The 17790-nt window shown below is 38.4% G+C and carries 14 protein-coding genes; 8 read left to right on the forward strand and 6 right to left on the reverse strand.

The features are described from left to right. Positions 1–225 precede the first annotated feature (225 nt). Both ACFILT_RS07525 and pth read left to right on the forward strand, forming a co-directional pair. Positions 226–855, forward strand: a complete 630-nt coding sequence (locus ACFILT_RS07525; RefSeq protein WP_375610123.1) for a 50S ribosomal protein L25/general stress protein Ctc — start codon at positions 226–228, stop codon at positions 853–855. Positions 856–930: 75 nt separating this feature from the next. Further along, positions 931–1512, forward strand: coding sequence for an aminoacyl-tRNA hydrolase (gene pth / locus ACFILT_RS07530; protein ID WP_375631640.1), 582 nt, complete (start codon positions 931–933; stop codon positions 1510–1512). Positions 1513–1732: 220 nt separating this feature from the next. Here pth and ACFILT_RS07535 read toward each other — a convergent pair whose 3' ends face one another. Beyond that, positions 1733–2476 (reverse strand): L,D-transpeptidase, encoded by a 744-nt coding sequence (locus ACFILT_RS07535; protein WP_375679004.1) that lies wholly within the window; start codon positions 2474–2476, stop codon positions 1733–1735. Positions 2477–2742: 266 nt separating this feature from the next. On the opposite strand from ACFILT_RS07535, the gene ychF reads away from it, so the two are divergent. After that, positions 2743–3846 (forward strand): redox-regulated ATPase YchF, encoded by a 1104-nt coding sequence (gene ychF, locus ACFILT_RS07540; RefSeq protein WP_375612983.1) that lies wholly within the window; start codon positions 2743–2745, stop codon positions 3844–3846. A 159-nt stretch (positions 3847–4005) separates the two neighbouring features. Here the strand turns inward: ychF and ACFILT_RS07545 are convergent, their stop codons facing one another. The 4 genes from ACFILT_RS07545 to petA all read right to left on the reverse strand — a co-directional run bounded on the left by ACFILT_RS07545 (position 4006) and on the right by petA (position 7256). Beyond that, the gene (locus tag ACFILT_RS07545; RefSeq protein WP_375611176.1) at positions 4006–4446 is read right to left on the reverse strand and encodes a PRC-barrel domain-containing protein; all 441 of its coding nucleotides are present in this window, start codon (positions 4444–4446) and stop codon (positions 4006–4008) included. 110 nt (positions 4447–4556) lie between these two features. Next, positions 4557–5453: a cytochrome c1 gene (locus ACFILT_RS07550; protein WP_375679003.1), complete on the reverse strand. Its 897-nt coding sequence runs from the start codon at positions 5451–5453 to the stop codon at positions 4557–4559. Then, positions 5447–6703, reverse strand: coding sequence for a cytochrome bc complex cytochrome b subunit (locus tag ACFILT_RS07555; protein ID WP_375679002.1), 1257 nt, complete (start codon positions 6701–6703; stop codon positions 5447–5449). The genes ACFILT_RS07550 and ACFILT_RS07555 overlap by 7 nt, the downstream gene beginning before the upstream one ends. A gap of 4 nt (positions 6704–6707) precedes the next feature. Beyond that, the gene (petA, locus tag ACFILT_RS07560) at positions 6708–7256 is read right to left on the reverse strand and encodes a ubiquinol-cytochrome c reductase iron-sulfur subunit (RefSeq protein ID WP_375611173.1); all 549 of its coding nucleotides are present in this window, start codon (positions 7254–7256) and stop codon (positions 6708–6710) included. 723 nt (positions 7257–7979) lie between these two features. On the opposite strand from petA, the gene ACFILT_RS07565 reads away from it, so the two are divergent. Then, positions 7980–8456 carry a tRNA (cytidine(34)-2'-O)-methyltransferase gene (locus ACFILT_RS07565; RefSeq protein WP_375679001.1) on the forward strand — a complete coding sequence of 159 codons (477 nt, stop codon included), beginning with the start codon at positions 7980–7982 and terminating at the stop codon, positions 8454–8456. Positions 8457–8940: 484 nt separating this feature from the next. Here ACFILT_RS07565 and ACFILT_RS07570 read toward each other — a convergent pair whose 3' ends face one another. Then, complete coding sequence (locus tag ACFILT_RS07570; RefSeq protein WP_375679000.1) at positions 8941–10194, reverse strand: CCA tRNA nucleotidyltransferase; 1254 nt, start codon at positions 10192–10194, stop codon at positions 8941–8943. Positions 10195–10438: 244 nt separating this feature from the next. Between ACFILT_RS07570 and ACFILT_RS07575 the strand changes: the two genes are divergently transcribed. Genes ACFILT_RS07575 through ACFILT_RS07590 form a run of 4 tightly spaced genes read left to right on the forward strand, consistent with a single transcriptional unit; the run spans position 10439 to position 17270 of the window. Next, positions 10439–11470 carry an AAA family ATPase gene (locus ACFILT_RS07575; RefSeq protein ID WP_375634232.1) on the forward strand — a complete coding sequence of 344 codons (1032 nt, stop codon included), beginning with the start codon at positions 10439–10441 and terminating at the stop codon, positions 11468–11470. Next, positions 11471–12382, forward strand: a complete 912-nt coding sequence (locus tag ACFILT_RS07580) for a DUF58 domain-containing protein (protein WP_375678999.1) — start codon at positions 11471–11473, stop codon at positions 12380–12382. Continuing rightward, entirely contained in the window at positions 12379–15177 is a 2799-nt protein-coding gene (locus tag ACFILT_RS07585; RefSeq protein ID WP_375679834.1) for a DUF4159 domain-containing protein, read from the forward strand. Before ACFILT_RS07580 ends, ACFILT_RS07585 begins: the two co-directional genes overlap by 4 nt. Beyond that, positions 15174–17270: a glutamine amidotransferase gene (locus ACFILT_RS07590; RefSeq protein WP_375678997.1), complete on the forward strand. Its 2097-nt coding sequence runs from the start codon at positions 15174–15176 to the stop codon at positions 17268–17270. Before ACFILT_RS07585 ends, ACFILT_RS07590 begins: the two co-directional genes overlap by 4 nt. Positions 17271–17790: the final 520 nt, after the last annotated feature.

Consider the following 17790-nt stretch of genomic DNA (forward strand, 5'->3'; position numbering starts at 1 on the left):
CGTAATTTGTAACATTTCCTCCTTTTTAACGGTAGAAATCATCGATTTTTCCCACAACTCTTGCATCTATGAATAGTTTGAACTATAGAACAAACTTCTGCGTAGACACCCTTGGAGGCAACGCAGAATGGAGTGATCGCTGTTGGTTAGCGCATATCTTCATATCCATGCAAAAACTATTACTGTTTTTGAAGGATCTCCAATCATGTAAAAAGGACTTAAATTATGAGCAAAAGCTACACTCTTAAGGCCGAAAAACGCGAGCGGGTTGGTAAGGGGTCCTCCCGTGAACTTCGCCGCAACGGTCTTATTCCTGCTGTCATTTATGGTGAAAAACAACCACCCTTGGCAATAACAGTTCCCTATAAAGAAATTTTCTACAAAATTCATGCCGGTGGCTTTCGTACCACCATTGCAACGATTATTCTTGACAAGCAAAAAATTATGGTTTTGCCAAAAGATTATCAATTAGATCCCGTGCGTGACTTTCCCCTCCATGTAGACTTTTTGCGCATCTCAGCAAAATCCGTTGTAGAAGTGAATATTCCTGTCCACTTCCTCAATGAAGATACGGCACCTGGACTTAAAAAGGGTGGTGTCCTCAATATTGTTCGGCACGAAATTGAATGTACAGCTCCAGCAAGTGCTATTCCTGAAGCTATTGAAATTGATCTCTCCAGCTACTCTATTGGTGATTCTATTCACATTTCAGCAGTGCAACTGCCAAAAGATGTGACTCCCATCATCCAAGATCGAGACTTTACCATTGCAACCATTGCAGCTCCTGCTGGCATGGATGTCAGCGATGAAACTTCTGAACAAGAAAATGATGAAGAAGACACGGAAACTTCATAAAACTCAAAAGGCGGGAATTTTTCCGCCTTAATTTATGAGACATTACCCTTACTCATACTTTGACTGAAGATACACATGTGGCTTATTGCTGGTCTTGGCAATCCTGGTTTACAATATCAAAATAACCGCCATAATATCGGTTTTATGGCTGTTGATGCCATTTATCAGTCCTTCTCTTTTTCTCCATGGTCAAAGAAGTTTCAAGCAGAAATCTCCAATGGTTTCATAAATAATGAGAAAATTTTTCTTATAAAACCACAAACTTTCATGAATCTTTCTGGTCAAGCTATCGGTGAAGCTTTGCGATTTTATAAATTAGATTTAAAGAATTTGATCATCATTTATGATGAACTAGACCTGTCACCGGGGAAAGTTCGTATAAAAATTGGTGGAGGACATAATGGGCATAATGGCATTAAGTCTATTGATGCCCATTGTGGTACTGACTATTGTCGTATACGCATAGGAATTGGTCATCCTGGAAGCAAAGAACTTGTTCATCAGCATGTCCTGGGAAATTTTACCAAATCTGATCAAGAATGGTTATCCCCTCTCTTAGAGACAATTGCAAAAAATATCGCTCTCCTTATAAAAGATGATAAATCCCTCTTTATGAATGAAGTTTCACAAACGATAAAACACAATCAGAACCATTAGCTTGCGTGTCCCAGTCGCGTGAAGAATATGAATAAAAACTCTTAAAAAATCCTCTTATAAACTTTCTCAAAGGCAAAATCTGTTGGCAACGTGAGAAGCTAGAAAATAGAACAGAATACAAGCTTGTATACACCTTTGAAAAAGAAAGGCTTATATTCTCTTTTGAGAGAAAGAGAAGATTGAACAGCAAACACAGCTCTCTCCAATCTTCTCCCCTAAATTAAAAAAAATCATTTGGCTGAATGGTCGACTGTAGCGGATCGTAACCATTTGATTGTTGACTATAAACTGTAGGAATACTCCTATTGTTTTGCAATACCACAACACGCGAACCAATGGGAACACGATCATAAAGATCGATAATATCTTGATTAAGCAAACGGATACACCCACTTGAAATAGCACGCCCAATTGACCACGATTCGTGTGAGCCATGAATACGGAAAAGTGTATCTTTCCCATTTTTGAACAAATAAAGTGCCCGCGCACCTAATGGATTATCGGGCCCTGGTGGCATTCCTTTCCCAAGATGACCATAACGTTCTGGTTCTCGAGCCATCATAGCTGCAGTAGGAGCCCAATTTGGCCACCGACGCTTGCGCTGTATAACCCCCTCACCTTCAAATGCTAGGCCTTCTTTACCGACACCAATCCCATAACGCAAAGCTTTTCCATTTTCACCAATAAGGTAAAGAAAACACTCTTGCGTATCTATAACCAATGTTCCAGGCGCATAAGATGTATAATAAATCACCTCTTGTCGCCAATATTTTGGATCAATTGTCGCAAGATCAACAGCAGGTAACGAATAGGTCTCATTCGTTACAGGAGCATACAAAGCCTGTATTTCTGGTGGAATGTATCGAACTTGTTGAAAAGGTACCGATGACATATCTGACTGACGTGTAGCACATCCAGCCAAAGCCAAAAGTGCTGCAATTAAAAAGGCACAACGAGATAACACTCTTCTATTTTCTCCGATTAATTATTTATGCAGATTTGCATACCATGAAAAACTTAGCACAATATTAACATTAATTCGAAGTTTTCTTATCCTTGTAACTAAGGAGAACAATAAGGTAAGAAGAACTAAGGTAAAAAAGTAGATACCTATTACTTTAGACTTTTTTCTCACTTATCGCAAGACCAGGACTATAACTCTTCTGAAAATATGCTATAAAAAGGAAGCTTTATCTTGACCAATAAAATTAATAGAAAAGAAAGACTCTCATGGGCTTTAAATGCGGTATTGTCGGATTACCTAATGTCGGGAAATCAACTCTTTTTAATGCATTAACAAAAACAGCCACTGCACAGGCTGCCAATTATCCTTTTTGTACCATTGAACCCAATACCGGAGAAGTTGCTGTTCCAGATTTACGAATGGAAAAAATTGCATCAATCGCTGGTTCAAAAGAAATGATTCCTACACGCATTAACTTCGTCGATATTGCGGGGCTTGTGCGAGGAGCTTCAAAAGGCGAAGGTTTAGGAAACAAGTTTTTAGCCAATATTCGCGAAGTCGATGCCATTGTCCACGTTTTACGCTGTTTTCAAAATGAAGATATTACCCATGTAGAGGGACGTATTGATCCTGTTTGTGATGCGACAACGGTTGAAACCGAACTCATGCTTGCAGATCTTGAAAGTCTTGAGAGACGAATCATACAAATCCGTAAACGAGCAACCGGAAAAGACAAAGAAGCTCTCACAATTTTACCTATTATGGAAAAAGCATTAAACATACTGCAACAGGGAAACCCTGTCCGGTTATTACTCAAAGATATTTCTTCCGATGAACACCACATTCTTAAGAGTTTGAATCTTTTAACCTCCAAGCCTGTACTTTATGTTTGTAATGTAAGCGAAAATGACGCCGCTCGTGGAAATAGCTTTACCCAAACAGTTGAAAAAATGGCAACAGAGCAAAATGCGCAAAGCATTATCATTTCTGCTTCTATCGAAGCGGAAATTACACAACTGAGTGATGCTGAAGCATCAGAATATCTCAATGCGCTAGGACTCTTTGAACCGAGTCTCAATCGCCTCATTCGCGCTGGTTACCATTTACTTGATCTCATTACTTACTTCACCTGTGGACCTAAGGAAACACGAGCATGGACAATTACGCGTGGTACAAAAGCTCCCCAAGCAGCTGGTATTATTCATTCAGATTTTGAGCGCGGTTTCATTCGTGCCCAAACCATCAGCTATAATGACTATATTGCTCTGGGTGGAGAAAGCGGTGCAAAGGAAGCAGGAAAAGCCCGCGATGAAGGAAAGGAATACATTGTGCAAGATGGCGATATCATGTTATTTAAACATAATACTTAAATCTTCACTCTGTCTTAATAGTTTATCTTGAAAACTTTGGTAATAGCTCCTTGGAATCTTGTCGCAAAAATTCTCAAGAGTTTTTAGAACAAAAAAACTGTTGCTAGCATATGATTGTGATAGCAACAGCTTGGTCCATTAAAGAATAGAAATATAAAATTAGCGTGTCCAACGCCCTTCGTATTTAAATGTTGGAGCGTTCTTTAAAGAATCTTTTGTCGCATTTGTAATGAGTTTCCATTTACCATAATCATTTGTCATCTGGATTGTTTCTGGAGAAACGACCACATAACTCTCGCCTATGCCAAGAAAACCACCAACAGCAATAACAAACCCTGCAATATTATTTTCACGTAAAATAATATCTTTTACTTCACCAATATTCTCATCTTCTATATTATATACATTGGCGCCTATAAGACTGGAAGCTACAAAATCCGTTGCTAAAGGTGTCACATAACGCACAGACTTATCTATCCCCACCTGTACAATACCCGTCGAAGAGATCATTTCAGGTTTTGAAGGCACTTCAAAAGACTGAGCATAAGTACTAGAAACCATCAAAATTGACATAAGAGTAGTACATGCAATTTTTTTCATTTTAACATCTCCATTTTTACTTTGCTTTTACTTTATAAAACCTCAATGCATCATAAAAAGATTTGTTCCTTATGCTTTTTATACTCTATACTCTTTCGAGTCTTGTCGCTTTACCCTTTTTTCTTTATTTCGTCTTTTATTCCTTTCTCTAACTCTTCTTCTAAACCACACCAAATACGATTTTTTAAAATATAAACAAGCCCTGCAAAAATGATTAAAAATAAAATAACACGAAAACCGGTTTTTTTACGAATTTCCATATGAGGATCGGCAGCCCACATCAAAAAAGCAGAAACATCGCGCGCATAATGTTCAATGATTTCTGGGGTTCCATCTTCATAAGTAACCATACCATCACTCAAAGGAGGAGCCATAGTTAAAGAATTACCGGCAATAAAATAAGGATTATACCAATAACCATTCGCAATTTTTATCTCCTTCGGTGCCTTCTGATATCCTGTTAAAAGAGCTGTAATATAATCTGGACCAGCTGTATCATAATGAGTCAATGCATCAGTAATTAAAGCAGGAAACGGCAAAGATACCCCACGTGCACGTGCCATCAATGTCAAATCTGGAGGATAAGCACTATTCAAAATAAATCTTGCTTCTTCTTCATGTGAAAAGGGAGAAGGAAAATAATCCGTTGCAACCCCAGCACGTTTAAAAAATTTTCCTTCTCGATTAGGACCATCGCGCACTTCATATTGCCCCGCCAAAGCTTTGATCTGTTCTTGATCATACCCAAGATCTTTTAAATTGCGAAAAGCCACATATTTTAGCCCATGGCAGCTGGAACAAACTTGTCTATAAACCTTTAATCCGCGCCTCAATTGCGCCTTATCATAAAGCCCAAATGGACCTGAAAAACTCCATTCTTGTTTTTTAGGAACCTGTAAAGGAAAAGAAATAAATCCTTCTTCCTGATCAGAGGCATCACTCGCTAAACTCTGAGCAGAAAAACTCATAGCAACAATAACAACCAGCCCGACAAAAACATTTACCATAGTCTCTTTTTTTTCTGTTTTAAATCTTGCATAATTGAAGAAGGAAGAGAACAATTTTTTTCAAACGCTGGCAAAATCGGCAAAATAACCAAAAAAAATATAAAATAATAAACCGTAGCCAATTGTGTCCATAAAAGAATTTTGTCACTTATTTCTCTTGACCCCAACCAACCAAGAAAAACGACATCAATAACCAACGCCCAAAAGAAAATTTTATAAACAGGTCGATATCTTGCTGAACATATTTTAGAGCGGTCTAACCATGGCACAAAAATTAAAATGCAAATCGAACTGACGAATAAAACAAAGCCAACAAAGTTTGAAGAGAAAATACCGATATCAAAAGTTATAGCACGAAGCATCGCATAAAAAGGCAAAAAATACCATTCTGGAACCACACGAAGAGGTGCCTTTAAAGGATCTGCCACACTATAATTTTCAGCCTGCCCTATATAATCGGGCATATAAAACAAAAACCAGGCAAAGAAGATGAGAAAAACAGTAATAGCAAAAATATCTTTGATAAGCGCATAAGGCGAAAATGGAACTGTTTCCTTATCTGATTGTATAGCAAGACCCGTTGGATTGCCTTGCCCAACACAATGAATTGCCCAAATATGCAGCCCCACAAAAAGAAGCAAAATAAATGATAAAACATAATGGAAAACATAAAAACGATTCAACGTTGGTTGTCCTACGACATAACCACCCAGAAGTGTCTCATGCAACCATGTCCCCACCAAAGGTATCGTTTTTAAAAGCCCTGCAATCACTGAAGCCGCTGAAATAGACATCATCCCCCAAACAAGCACATAACCAAAAAATGCTATTGCCATCATGATGATATAAATAAAAATACCTGTAACCCATACCATTTCTCGCATATTTTTATAAGAACCATAATAAAGTCCACGTGCCAAATGGATATAAACAGCAATAAAAAAAAACGAAGAGCCTACACAATGCCATGGACGAAAAAGCCAACCAAACTGCCCTTCACGCCGAAATCGTTCACTGGTTTCAAAAGCCAAATGAATATCCGGAACATAATGCATAGCCAAGACAATACCAGTCAAAAGCTGTGACACAAGCATAATGGTCAAAATACCGCCAAATGTATAAAAGTAATTAAGATTACGCGGAACAGGAAAAATCACAAATGCATTATAAAAAAAACGAGGAAGAGGAAAACGCTTATCAAACCAACGGGCAAGTGCATTTTTAGGACAATAAGGAGAAAACCTTGTCATAACCTTATCCTATTTTGAGCAAAGTATCAGAAAGAAATTGGTAAGGAGGAATAGCCAAATTATAGTTAGCTGGACCCGACCGCACTCTTCCAGCTGTATCATAAACAGACCCATGACATGGACACAACCACCCTCCAAATTTCCCAGATTGCCCAAGTGTTATACAGCCTAAATGCGTACAAAGATTAATGACGATAAGCCAATTTTCACGTCCTTTACCTGCTGAACGTGCAAAATCCGTCGCTTCTTTTTCACCTTCAAGATTAGGATTGCGCGCTTGACGATCTTTTAGAAGTCTCAATTCAGTAGCGCGCGCATCAGCAATTTCTTTTGCCGTACGATTTCGAATAACAACAGGCTGTCCTCGCCACTTTACCGTTACTGACATCCCCTCTTCAATACCAGAAAGATCAACCTCAACAGAGGAAGATGCCAAAACAGCTTCATCTGGACGCAACTGACGGATAAAAGGCCACACAACCGCTCCCATTCCAACTGCTCCTGCAACAGCTGTTACCAAAAACAGAAAATCCCGCCTCGTTTGCTCACCCATGGCCTTAACTTAAAGAGACACTTTGCTAAAACATTCTTTTACCATACCCTCTCCCATTGTACAATGCTTGATCACTCCGTTACCTCAACCATAAAAACATCCCCGTAAAAAACTCCTGCCATTTGTATGGTTTATACAAAAAACTGTTTTATAATGATAATTCATCGTTTTACAGAGTGAATGAAATCCCTAAACACCGTAAGGTTTTTTCATTTCAAACCTATTCATATTAATCAATCAAAATTACTCCCCCGCCCGTGAAAATCAGAGATAGCATGTAAATAAACACTTCTAAAGAAAGAAACATAGTCTTGTTATGACCATATCTCAGTAAACAAGTTGAGCTTATCGGTTATTTCTTTAACACATTTACAGCATCTCTCCCTCCCTCAATTCCAACTGGTTGCATGAGTATTTTTTTCGCTTCTGTTTTTGCATAAAAAGCATATTTTGTTGATTTTAATTAAAATAGATGATCTAATCTCATTAAATATCCCACTTTTCAACATGAGCCAATCCATTTCATGGATTGCTCAATAAAATGAAGTCCCTAATAGGGAGCTTCTCTCTGATCCCAAACAGACCTGTATACATAACTTTTTCCCTGAAATTTAAAGGGAATAAAAATGAACCGTAAAAAACATGTATTTCTCAAAGCATATTTTTCGAATAAATTGTAGTGCTTCTTTACAAAGTCGAAAGAAAAATCATATTACAGAGAACATGACATTTCATATAGCTCTTTTCCAACCTGATATTGCTGGTAATACTGGAACGATTTTACGTCTTAGCGCTTGCTTTGGTTTACATGTGCACATTATTGAACCTGCAGGCTTTAATCTGTCGGATCGTAATCTCAAACGCGCAGGATTGGATTATCTCGAATATGCTTCCTTAGAACGACACATTGATTGGCAACATTTTATAAGCTCCATAAAACACTTTAACCGCCGCCTATTGCTTTTAAGTACAAAAGCAAAAACATGCTATACGCAGATATGCTATCAAAGAAATGATGTTTTACTTTTTGGTCGTGAAACAGCTGGCGTTCCCGATTATGTTCATGAAGCGGCCGATTACACATTGAAAATTCCCATGCAACCACAGGCACGCTCTCTAAATCTCGCCATGAGCGTAGCCATAACAACAGGAGAAGCATTACGCCAAATTGGTTATCATGAAAAAAACTGTAATCTATAAAAACATAAATTATCACGAAAAACAATAATACAACATATAAAGAACAGTTAAAGCGTATAATGCCTATCATTTTCCAACAATTAAGTGCTGGTAAAATAAACATTTCTTAGTGCCCATCACATCCATTTCATATCACCTCATATCACCACCTATGAATGATTAAATACTCCTCATAGTAAAAATCCAGTGAACATCCCCCTCTTTATGGTCATACAAGGTGCAAACCGCTACCACTATTCTCTTTATTCGTTCTCATTTTCGAGAATCCTTATCTTTGAGATGATTCATAAGAGACATTTTCCTCTCTGTAATCATTTTTCCTCACTTGTGACGTGTAAGGCAATAACTTTGATTGATGTAATATGAACAGGTTTGAAATAACCTTACAATATTGTGAACTCTTATTTCACATGAATAATGATTATTATAAATTAATATGTTGACTTAAAAAATATAAACAACAGTGAGTTTATAAACAGAAATATTATAAATCAATTTTTTCTAATAGTGCATGACGATCCATTAAAAATCCGCTTTCAATCCATATCATTTCTAGCTCTTTAAGCTTTTTTCCTAAAAGTACACCTTTTGTAAAACCTTTCTTTATTAAATCGTTACCATTAATAGGAAAAGTTGGAATTTGCCATTTTTGGGCAAATTGATAAAGCTTGACATAACCCTCTGCTTTTTGCAAAGCATCACTTTTTTCCAGATGATCAAGATGTGATACAGCGACAGACAACGATAATTGATCTAAAACTGGCTGTCGTCCATGAAAATAAATCAGTTTTTGCACAAAATGATCAGAACAGTTTTGGTTTATTATTTCTAACTCTGCCCATTCTTTTAATCGCGTTGTTTCTTTAAGAGAAAAACGCAAGCGCTGTGCCATTTCATGAAGACGCATGGGATCAGGAGGAAGAAGGCTTTCTAGCCGTAACAATGGATCAACTTTCCAACCAAGATCCTGTTCTGTCTTCACCAATGCGTGAATTGCATCAATACCCCATCGTTCTGTTTCAGGAAAAATAAGTGCCAAAATTCTGCTTTGTCGCATCCATAAAAGAGCACGCGTTGGATCAAACGCCGCAAGAAGCTTTTTCATTTCTGCCCAAATACGTTCAGAAGAAAGTTTTTTTAAACCGTGTTTTAAACGAACACATGCCTTCAATCCTTGCACATCAGGTCGCCCTGCTCCATACCACGCAAAAAAGCGAAAAAACCGCAAAATACGCAAATAATCTTCTCCAATACGATCTTCTGCAACCCCAATAAAACGAACTGTTCGGCTAGCAATATCACTCAAACCTCCCACATCATCATAAAGGTTGCCAGCAGCATCACAATAAAGCGCGTTTATCGTAAAATCTCGCCGTTCAGCATCTTTTTTCCAATCACGACCAAATGCCACTTTTGCATGACGACCATCTGTTTCAATATCGCAGCGAAGCGTTGTAACCTCATAAGAACATGAATGAGCAACTACTGTTATTGTACCAAAAGCAATCCCTGTAGGAATAGCTTTAAATCCTGCTTCTTCTACACGTGCAATAACCTGTTGCGGCAAACAGGTTGTTGCAATATCAATATCACTAATAGGCTGCCCTAGCAGTTGATTGCGCACTGCTCCCCCTACAATACGCGCCTCTTCCCCCTCCACAGACAAAACACGAAGAAGTGTTTGGATATCACTTTGTTGTAACCACGCAACCTGTTTGAAGTTCTGTCTTATATTCACCCTTTAACCTTTCAAAAAAGTTGTATTCATTGCTTTAAAAAACTCTCTTCATAAAACAAATTTTTTAAGACATCCCTTATAAAGCACGTCTATTCTTCCAAAGAAACTTTTCTCTTCTATACGAATATAAAAAAAACGGCATATGATACTTCATTTCTTCTCATTTTCTGTTACAAACAATAAGATATCCATTATCATGCAGAGAAAATTACCATTTTTGCGACAAACGCCTTAAGGAAGAAATATGAGTCAACATGATCCATCATCCAATTCTATAAAAAAGGTCAATATCAATCATGAAGCTCAAGTCATTATTGATGATATTGATACGGCACACAAAGAATTGGATATTTTACAAAAAGAAATTGACAAAGTTATTTTTGGGCAAAATCAGGTAATCGAATATGCTTTAATCGCTATTTTTGCTGGTGGTCACGCCCTTCTTGTCGGTGCTCCAGGACTTGCAAAAACACGTCTTGTTGAAACATTGGGAACAGTCTTAGGACTTGATGAAAAACGCATCCAATTCACTCCTGACTTAATGCCATCGGATATTATTGGTTCTGAAATTATGGATTCCGATAAAGACGGTAAACGTTCTTTTCGATACATTCAAGGTCCTATTTTCACGCAACTTCTCATGGCCGATGAAATCAATCGTGCTTCTCCACGGACACAGTCAGCCCTTTTACAAGCTATGCAAGAATATCATGTTACTGTTGCAGGTAACCGTTATGATTTGCCACAACCTTTTCATGTTCTTGCAACGCAAAATCCTCTCGAACAAGAAGGGACCTATCCACTTCCTGAAGCACAACTGGATCGCTTTTTGATGCAAATCGATATTGACTATCCTGACCTCACAACAGAGCGTCGGATTATTTTAGAAACAACAAAAGAAAAAAAATCAAATGCAAAACCAATTTTATCCGGCAAAAAATTGCAAAAAATTCAAAATATCGTTCGCAAAATGCCTCTTTCAGAAAATGTGATTGAAGCTATTTTAAAAATTGTCCGCTCATCTCGCCCTCATAAAGACAATAGCCTTGCTAATACTTATGTTTCTTGGGGACCTGGTCCACGGGCATCACAAGCCCTTTCACTTTGTGTTCGCGCCCGTGCTCTTTATTATGGACGCTTAGCCCCTTCACTTGATGATGTTGAAGCATTGGCCTATCCCGTATTACAACACCGCATGGCTCTTAATTTTTCTGCCCGTGCTGAAGATATAACCGTAAAAGATATTATCAATAACCTTGTGAAAGATGCTCTTTGAATGGCACTTGGCAAAAAAGTTTTACAAAAGCCTCCATTGTCGCTGGCAAATGAACTGCATAAGGATACTGGCAAAATGCCATATTTCCTTTTACAAGCGCGTCATATCGCTAATACATTGATAACCGGGTGGCATAGACAACGTAAAAGCGGTAATGGGGAAAACTTTTGGCAATTTCGTCCCTATATGGAAGGAGAATCCATTACCCGCATTGATTGGCGTCGCTCAGCGCGTGATGAAAATACGTATCTCCGTGAACACGAATGGCAAACGACACAAACCGTTTGGCTTTGTCCTGATCAGAGCGCATCAATGCATTACTGTTCGCGCTTTTCTAAAATCTCTAAAGGTAATCATGCTATTATTCTTACCCTTACCTTGGCATCCCTTCTTGCACGCAGTGGCGAACATATTGCTATTCCCAACTTAATGTCCCCCACAATGACATCCAATGTCGTAGAACGAATAGCCTTTGCTTTAGAAAATCATTCAGATGAAAATTCATTTCCGGATTTTTCAACGATTACACGCTTTTCACATGTCATTATAATGAGTGATTTTCTCGATTATCCTGAAAAAATCATCCAACATTTAACCGTTTTAACTACAAAACAGGTGACAGCTCATTTAATTGAAATTTCTGATCCCGCAGAAGAAAGCTTTCCCTACACAGGTCACACAGAATTTTTGGATCCTGAAACGAAAGAGAAACATGTTTCCACTAAAGCAGAAGATCTTCGTAAGAGCTATTGTAAACTATATCACGCAAGGCGACAAGAATTGGTAAATTTTTGCGCACGCCAAGGATGGTCTTATCACGTTAGTACAACAGATCAACCTTTAACAGAGACCATTTTTCATCTTGCAAATACAATGAGCGACTCTCCATTGCACAAAAGGAGGGCACTTTGAGTTTTGCTGCTCCCTTTCTGTTACTAGGGCTTTTGTTCCTACCGGTCATTTGGTGGCTGTTGCGGATAACTCCTCCATCTCCGCGTAAAGAGCTTTTTCCCCCTTTTCGCTTCTTACCCAAACCAACTCATCAACAAGAAACAGCAAAACATACACCTTGGTGGTTGCTCTTGTTGCGTTTAACCATAGCGGCACTTGTTATCATAGCTCTAGCACGCCCCACTTGGAATCAAAAACCAATAAGCTTTTCTGGGTCTCAACCCCTCGCACTCATTATTGATAATGGTTGGGTTTCTGTAAAAGAATGGAAACAGCGCATCTCTATCGCTGAAATACTCCTTGCTCAGGCAGAAAAACAGCAAAAAAATATTTATCTTGTTGCAACGGCTGAAAATAATATCTCCAATATAGAGCCCCAACCAGCCAAGATTATAAAACAGCATTTAATGCATTTGCAACCGCGTCCTTGGCCTGTCAACCGTGTGCATGCCTTCAAAAAACTCAGCGAAATAACCAAAGGAAAACCTCTTGATATTGCTTATTTAAGTGATGGATTACAAACAAATGAAGATGAGCAAGCTTTTGCTCTTCTTGAAGAATTAAAACCTAGAAACTTCTTGTGGTATTTGACTGATATTTCCGATTTAACCGGCATAACATCCATAGAAAATAACAATGGAAACATGGGCGCGCGTATTATCCGCTCAACAACACACAGTAATACTCCCGCTATACTCAGCCTTTACGATTCAAATAATCAACTTCTCGGTCAATTTACGAACAATTTCTCTGAAGGAGAAACAACAGCACTTGTTCCTTTTAATGTACCACTTGAACTACGCAATGATATCGCTTGGATAAAAATAAACAATCAAAACCATGCTGCTGCAACCTTCTTGGTAGATAGCCATAACAGGATAAGCCGTGTTGCTCTTCTCTCACCCGATACCAATGAAATGGCACAGCCTTTACTTGCTCCATTTTATTACATTATCAAAGCCTTACAAGGTCATACACAGCTTATAACAGCCGGTGGAAGAGAACTTTCAACGGATATTAATCATTTGCTTAAACAAAATCCATCTGTTTTGATTATGGGTGACATTGTTAACATACCCCCAAAAGCAGAAAAAAAACTTTCTGATTTTGTGAATAAAGGGGGAACACTCATCCGCTTTGCAGGAGAAAAACTCAGTAGCGCAGAACATTACGATAACCTTCTTCCGATACCACTGCGCCCAGGTCAACGTTCCCTTGGAAGTATTATGTCTTGGACAAAACCACAAAAGCTTGCCTCTTTTGCAAAAAATAGCTTTTTCTTTGGTCTTCCCTTTCCAGGAGATGTTACTGTCTCGCGCCAAATCCTCGCAGAACCAACCCCAGATCTTTTTGAAAAAACGTGGCTTAGCCTTTCGGATGGAACCCCTCTTGTTACCGCAGCAAAACGTGGTAAAGGAACCCTCATTCTCATTCATGTTGCTCCTGACCCAACATGGTCTAACCTTCCTCTTTCTGGCTTTTTTGCACAAATGCTGCAAAAATTAATCACATTAGGTTCTAACGAAAACACAAACCTAACACACAAAGAAAAAAGAACAGTGATACAAAACCCTTGGCGAACTATAGCCGTTGACGGACAATTACAAGTACCACCCTCTGATGTTGTTCCTCTGATCTTTGACTCTCAAAATCCACCCCATCCTTCCTACCATACTCCCCCAGGACTTTATGGTACCAAAAACAATTTTTATGCACTCAATCTCTTAACTCATTCGTCGCACTTGATGAAACAATCATCATTGCCAACTTCTCTTAATAAAAGCCCTTTATCTTACGATACAAAAGAAAAAAATCTTATCGGTCCACTTTTAGGATTAGCCATCTTATTATTCGCCTTTGATAATTTTCTCATTTTATGGATGGGAGGTATTTTTTCTTTCAATAAACGGCATAATATGTTTTTCCTCCCTCTCATAATTCTTATTGCCTTGTTTGCATATGCTCCAATTCTTCATGCACAAACGATAGAAAATCATCATGATAGTGTACAAGCTGCTGGCGCAACACATCTTGCCTATGTTATAACCAATAATCATGAAATTGATACAACGAGTAAAAGTGGTCTAGAAGCGTTAAGTCAATTTATCGCAGAGCGCACAATGCTTACCCTTGGCTCTGTTACAGCACTTGATCTCGATAAAGATGAACTCTCTTTTTATCCTCTTATTTACTGGCCAATTGACGTTAAGAGTCCTATACCAACCCCCAAAAGCCTTGAAAAAATAAATAACTTTATGAAACATGGGGGAACAATTTTATTTGACACGCGCGATCAGATAAAGAGCAATCTTAATCTTGAAGGAGATGCCACTCCAGAAACGCAAAGATTACGAGATATCTTAAAAGAGTTAAATATTCCATCCATTGAGCCAGCATCAACAGATCATGTTGTTGCACGTTCTTTTTATATTATGCCAGATTTTCCTGGTCTCTACCGTGGTTCACCTTTATGGGTTGAATCCTCATCAACAAACAAAAAAAATAAAAACTCTCTTGCCAACGGCGATAACGTAAGCTCCCTTCTCATCACCGCAAATAACTTTGCCGGGGCTTGGGCACTCGATGAAAAAGGGGCATGGAAATATCCCCTTGTTCCCAATGATCCGATGCAACGTCTATGGGCATTTCGTGCAGGTTTAAATATTGTCCTTTATGTGCTTACAGGAAACTATAAAGCGGATCAAGTTCATGTTCCAGCACTCTTGGAACGCTTTAAAAGAGAAAGAAGGCAATGATATCATTTTTCACTTTTCAGCCTTTTTTACCACTCTTTTGGATTCTGCTCTTAAGCGGAATATCGATTCTTTTTGTCGTTGTTGGTCTTGTTACGCAACGGCAAGGTTCTTTATTTCGTCTGATGGCATTAAGCGCCCTTATCCTTGCTTTGCTCAATCCAATGATCATAAAAGAACAGCGCGAACCACTGAAAAGCACAGTAGGCATTGTCATTGACCGCAGCAAAAGCCAATCATTTGGAACACGTACAAATGATAGTGATGAAGCGCGCAGGCAATTAGTCGAAACACTGGCGCATTATCCACAATTTGAACCACGCTTTATTGAAGCTGGGAAACTTGCTGATAATCGATATGCACCCTCAACGAATTTGTTTGAAGCTTTAACACAAGCACTATCTGATGTACCGTTCTCTCGTTATGCAGGAACCATTTTTATCACCGATGGACAAGTGCATGACATCCCTGACCTATCAGACCTTCATCATGAAGCACCTCTCAATGCCCTGATTACAGGATACTCAGATGAATTTGATCGCCAAATCAAGTTTATTTCTCCTCCACGCTTTGCCCTTGTCAACAAACCACAAACGCTCTCCATTTTGGTAGAAGATAAAGGCCCCGCCAAAAAAACAATATCAGAGAAAGCAAATATTACACTAAGCGTCAATGGACAAGACATTGGCCATTATTCTGTAACTCCTGGCGTGATTTTTCAAACTGAAATTACCCTTCCTCATGCTGAAAAAAATATTATCCAAGTTATAACTGATCCACACAAAGGTGAACTAAGCTTGGAAAACAACCGCGCCATAACAATTATTGAAGGAATCAGAGAAAATTTACGCGTTCTTCTTATTTCAGGTGCTCCTTATAATGGAGAACGGACATGGCGAGACCTTTTGAAAGGTGACTCCAATATTGATCTTGTTCACTTTACTATTTTGCGTCCCCCCACCAAAGCAGATAATACGCCCTCAAGCCAATTATCCTTAGTGGTCTTTCCCACAAGAAAACTCTTTGTTGAAGAAATTAATAACTTTGATCTCATCATCCTTGATGGCTACCAGCACTCTACTGTTCTCCCCTTAATCTATTATGATTATATCGCCCAATATGTACAAAAGGGGGGTGCATTGTTGATGGTAACAGGACCTGAATTTACCCAAAAAAACTCACTTGCGAAAACACCTTTAATAAGCATTCTACCGGCATTGCCTAATGGAACTATTATTGAAAAACCTTTTCGCCCCACATTAACCAAAGAAGGTGAGCGCCATCCTGTCACAAGGGGCCTTGCAACACTTAACCTTCCCGCTTCTCAATGGGGGCAATGGTTGCGACAAATTGCTATTCAAAACATAAATAACGGAATCGCCCTCATGAAAGGAGCGGATGAACAACCACTTTTACTTCTCTCGCATGTTGATAAAGGACGTGTAGGCATGTTGCTTTCTGATGAAAGTTGGCTTTGGGCACGAGGTTTCGAAGGCGGTGGTCCTTATGCTGCTCTTTATCGTCGTATTGCCCATTGGCTCATGAAAGAACCAGAACTTGAGGAAGAAAAATTAAGTGCGACCAGCAGCCATCATCATTTAACAATTCGCCGCCAAACTCTAAAAGACCATCCAGAACCCGCTGAAATAATCTTTCCCTCTGGAAAAAAAGAAAATATTACTCTGACCAAAGAGAAAGAAGGCCTTTTTACTGCAACTGTGACCACTGATGAGACAGGAATTTTTAACATTAAAAATGGCGGTTTAACAATACTTTCTTCTGTAGGGATGCTCGATAATCTTGAGTTGTTTGACTTGATTTCAACACAAGAAAAACTAGCCCCCATTATTAAGCACACTGGTGGCTACATCGGACGTTTACACCCTGAAGGAAAAGAAAACATTCATCTTCCTCCATTTAAGCTGATTCAATCAAAAACAAGTCCGTCCTCTTCCCCAGCACATTCAATTGTTCTGAAAGAAGCAACAGAAACCCGTTTAATCAATACCTTTTATTTTTCGATATTTTCTGGTTTTTTTGCACTGCTTGCTTGCCTTTTACTGTTGAGCAGCATGTGGTATTATGAAGGCCGTTAAAAAGTCTGAGATTTCGTCTAATAGTTTTAAAATTCAGCTTATTCTTTTATGTATTTACTTGTCTTTTGTAATTAGATAACGTATTGATTTATAACTCAAAATACAGTGGAATTCTCCTTATTTCCAATATCCTCATATTAAAACAATAAAAAACATTCTCTTGCGTATTATTAGAAGGGATGCTGTATGGATAGAAACCATTGAAGAAAAGAGTGAAATACCTCTTATGAATCCTCTTAAAGCAAAGCAAGGATTTTCATAAAATTGGGGAAAATAGTATGATGTTTTTTATTTGCACCTTGTATAAGTGTAGAGATGGTAGTGTACAGTAAGCCCTATATAGTTCACAGAAGCTTTCCATTATAATATCGAGTACCATCGTGAAATTAGCTCAAACGCATTGAGAAATGTTTTTTTTACAAATATGTGAATCTACAACACAATGATATTTTATTAGGGATATTCTATTTGGAACATTCCGCTTGAGACATTCTTTTTTGCAAGCTAATTTTCATTTTAC

The sequence above is a fragment of the Bartonella sp. AP7XZML genome (genome assembly GCF_042195745.1).
Lineage (GTDB): Bacteria > Pseudomonadota > Alphaproteobacteria > Rhizobiales > Rhizobiaceae > Bartonella.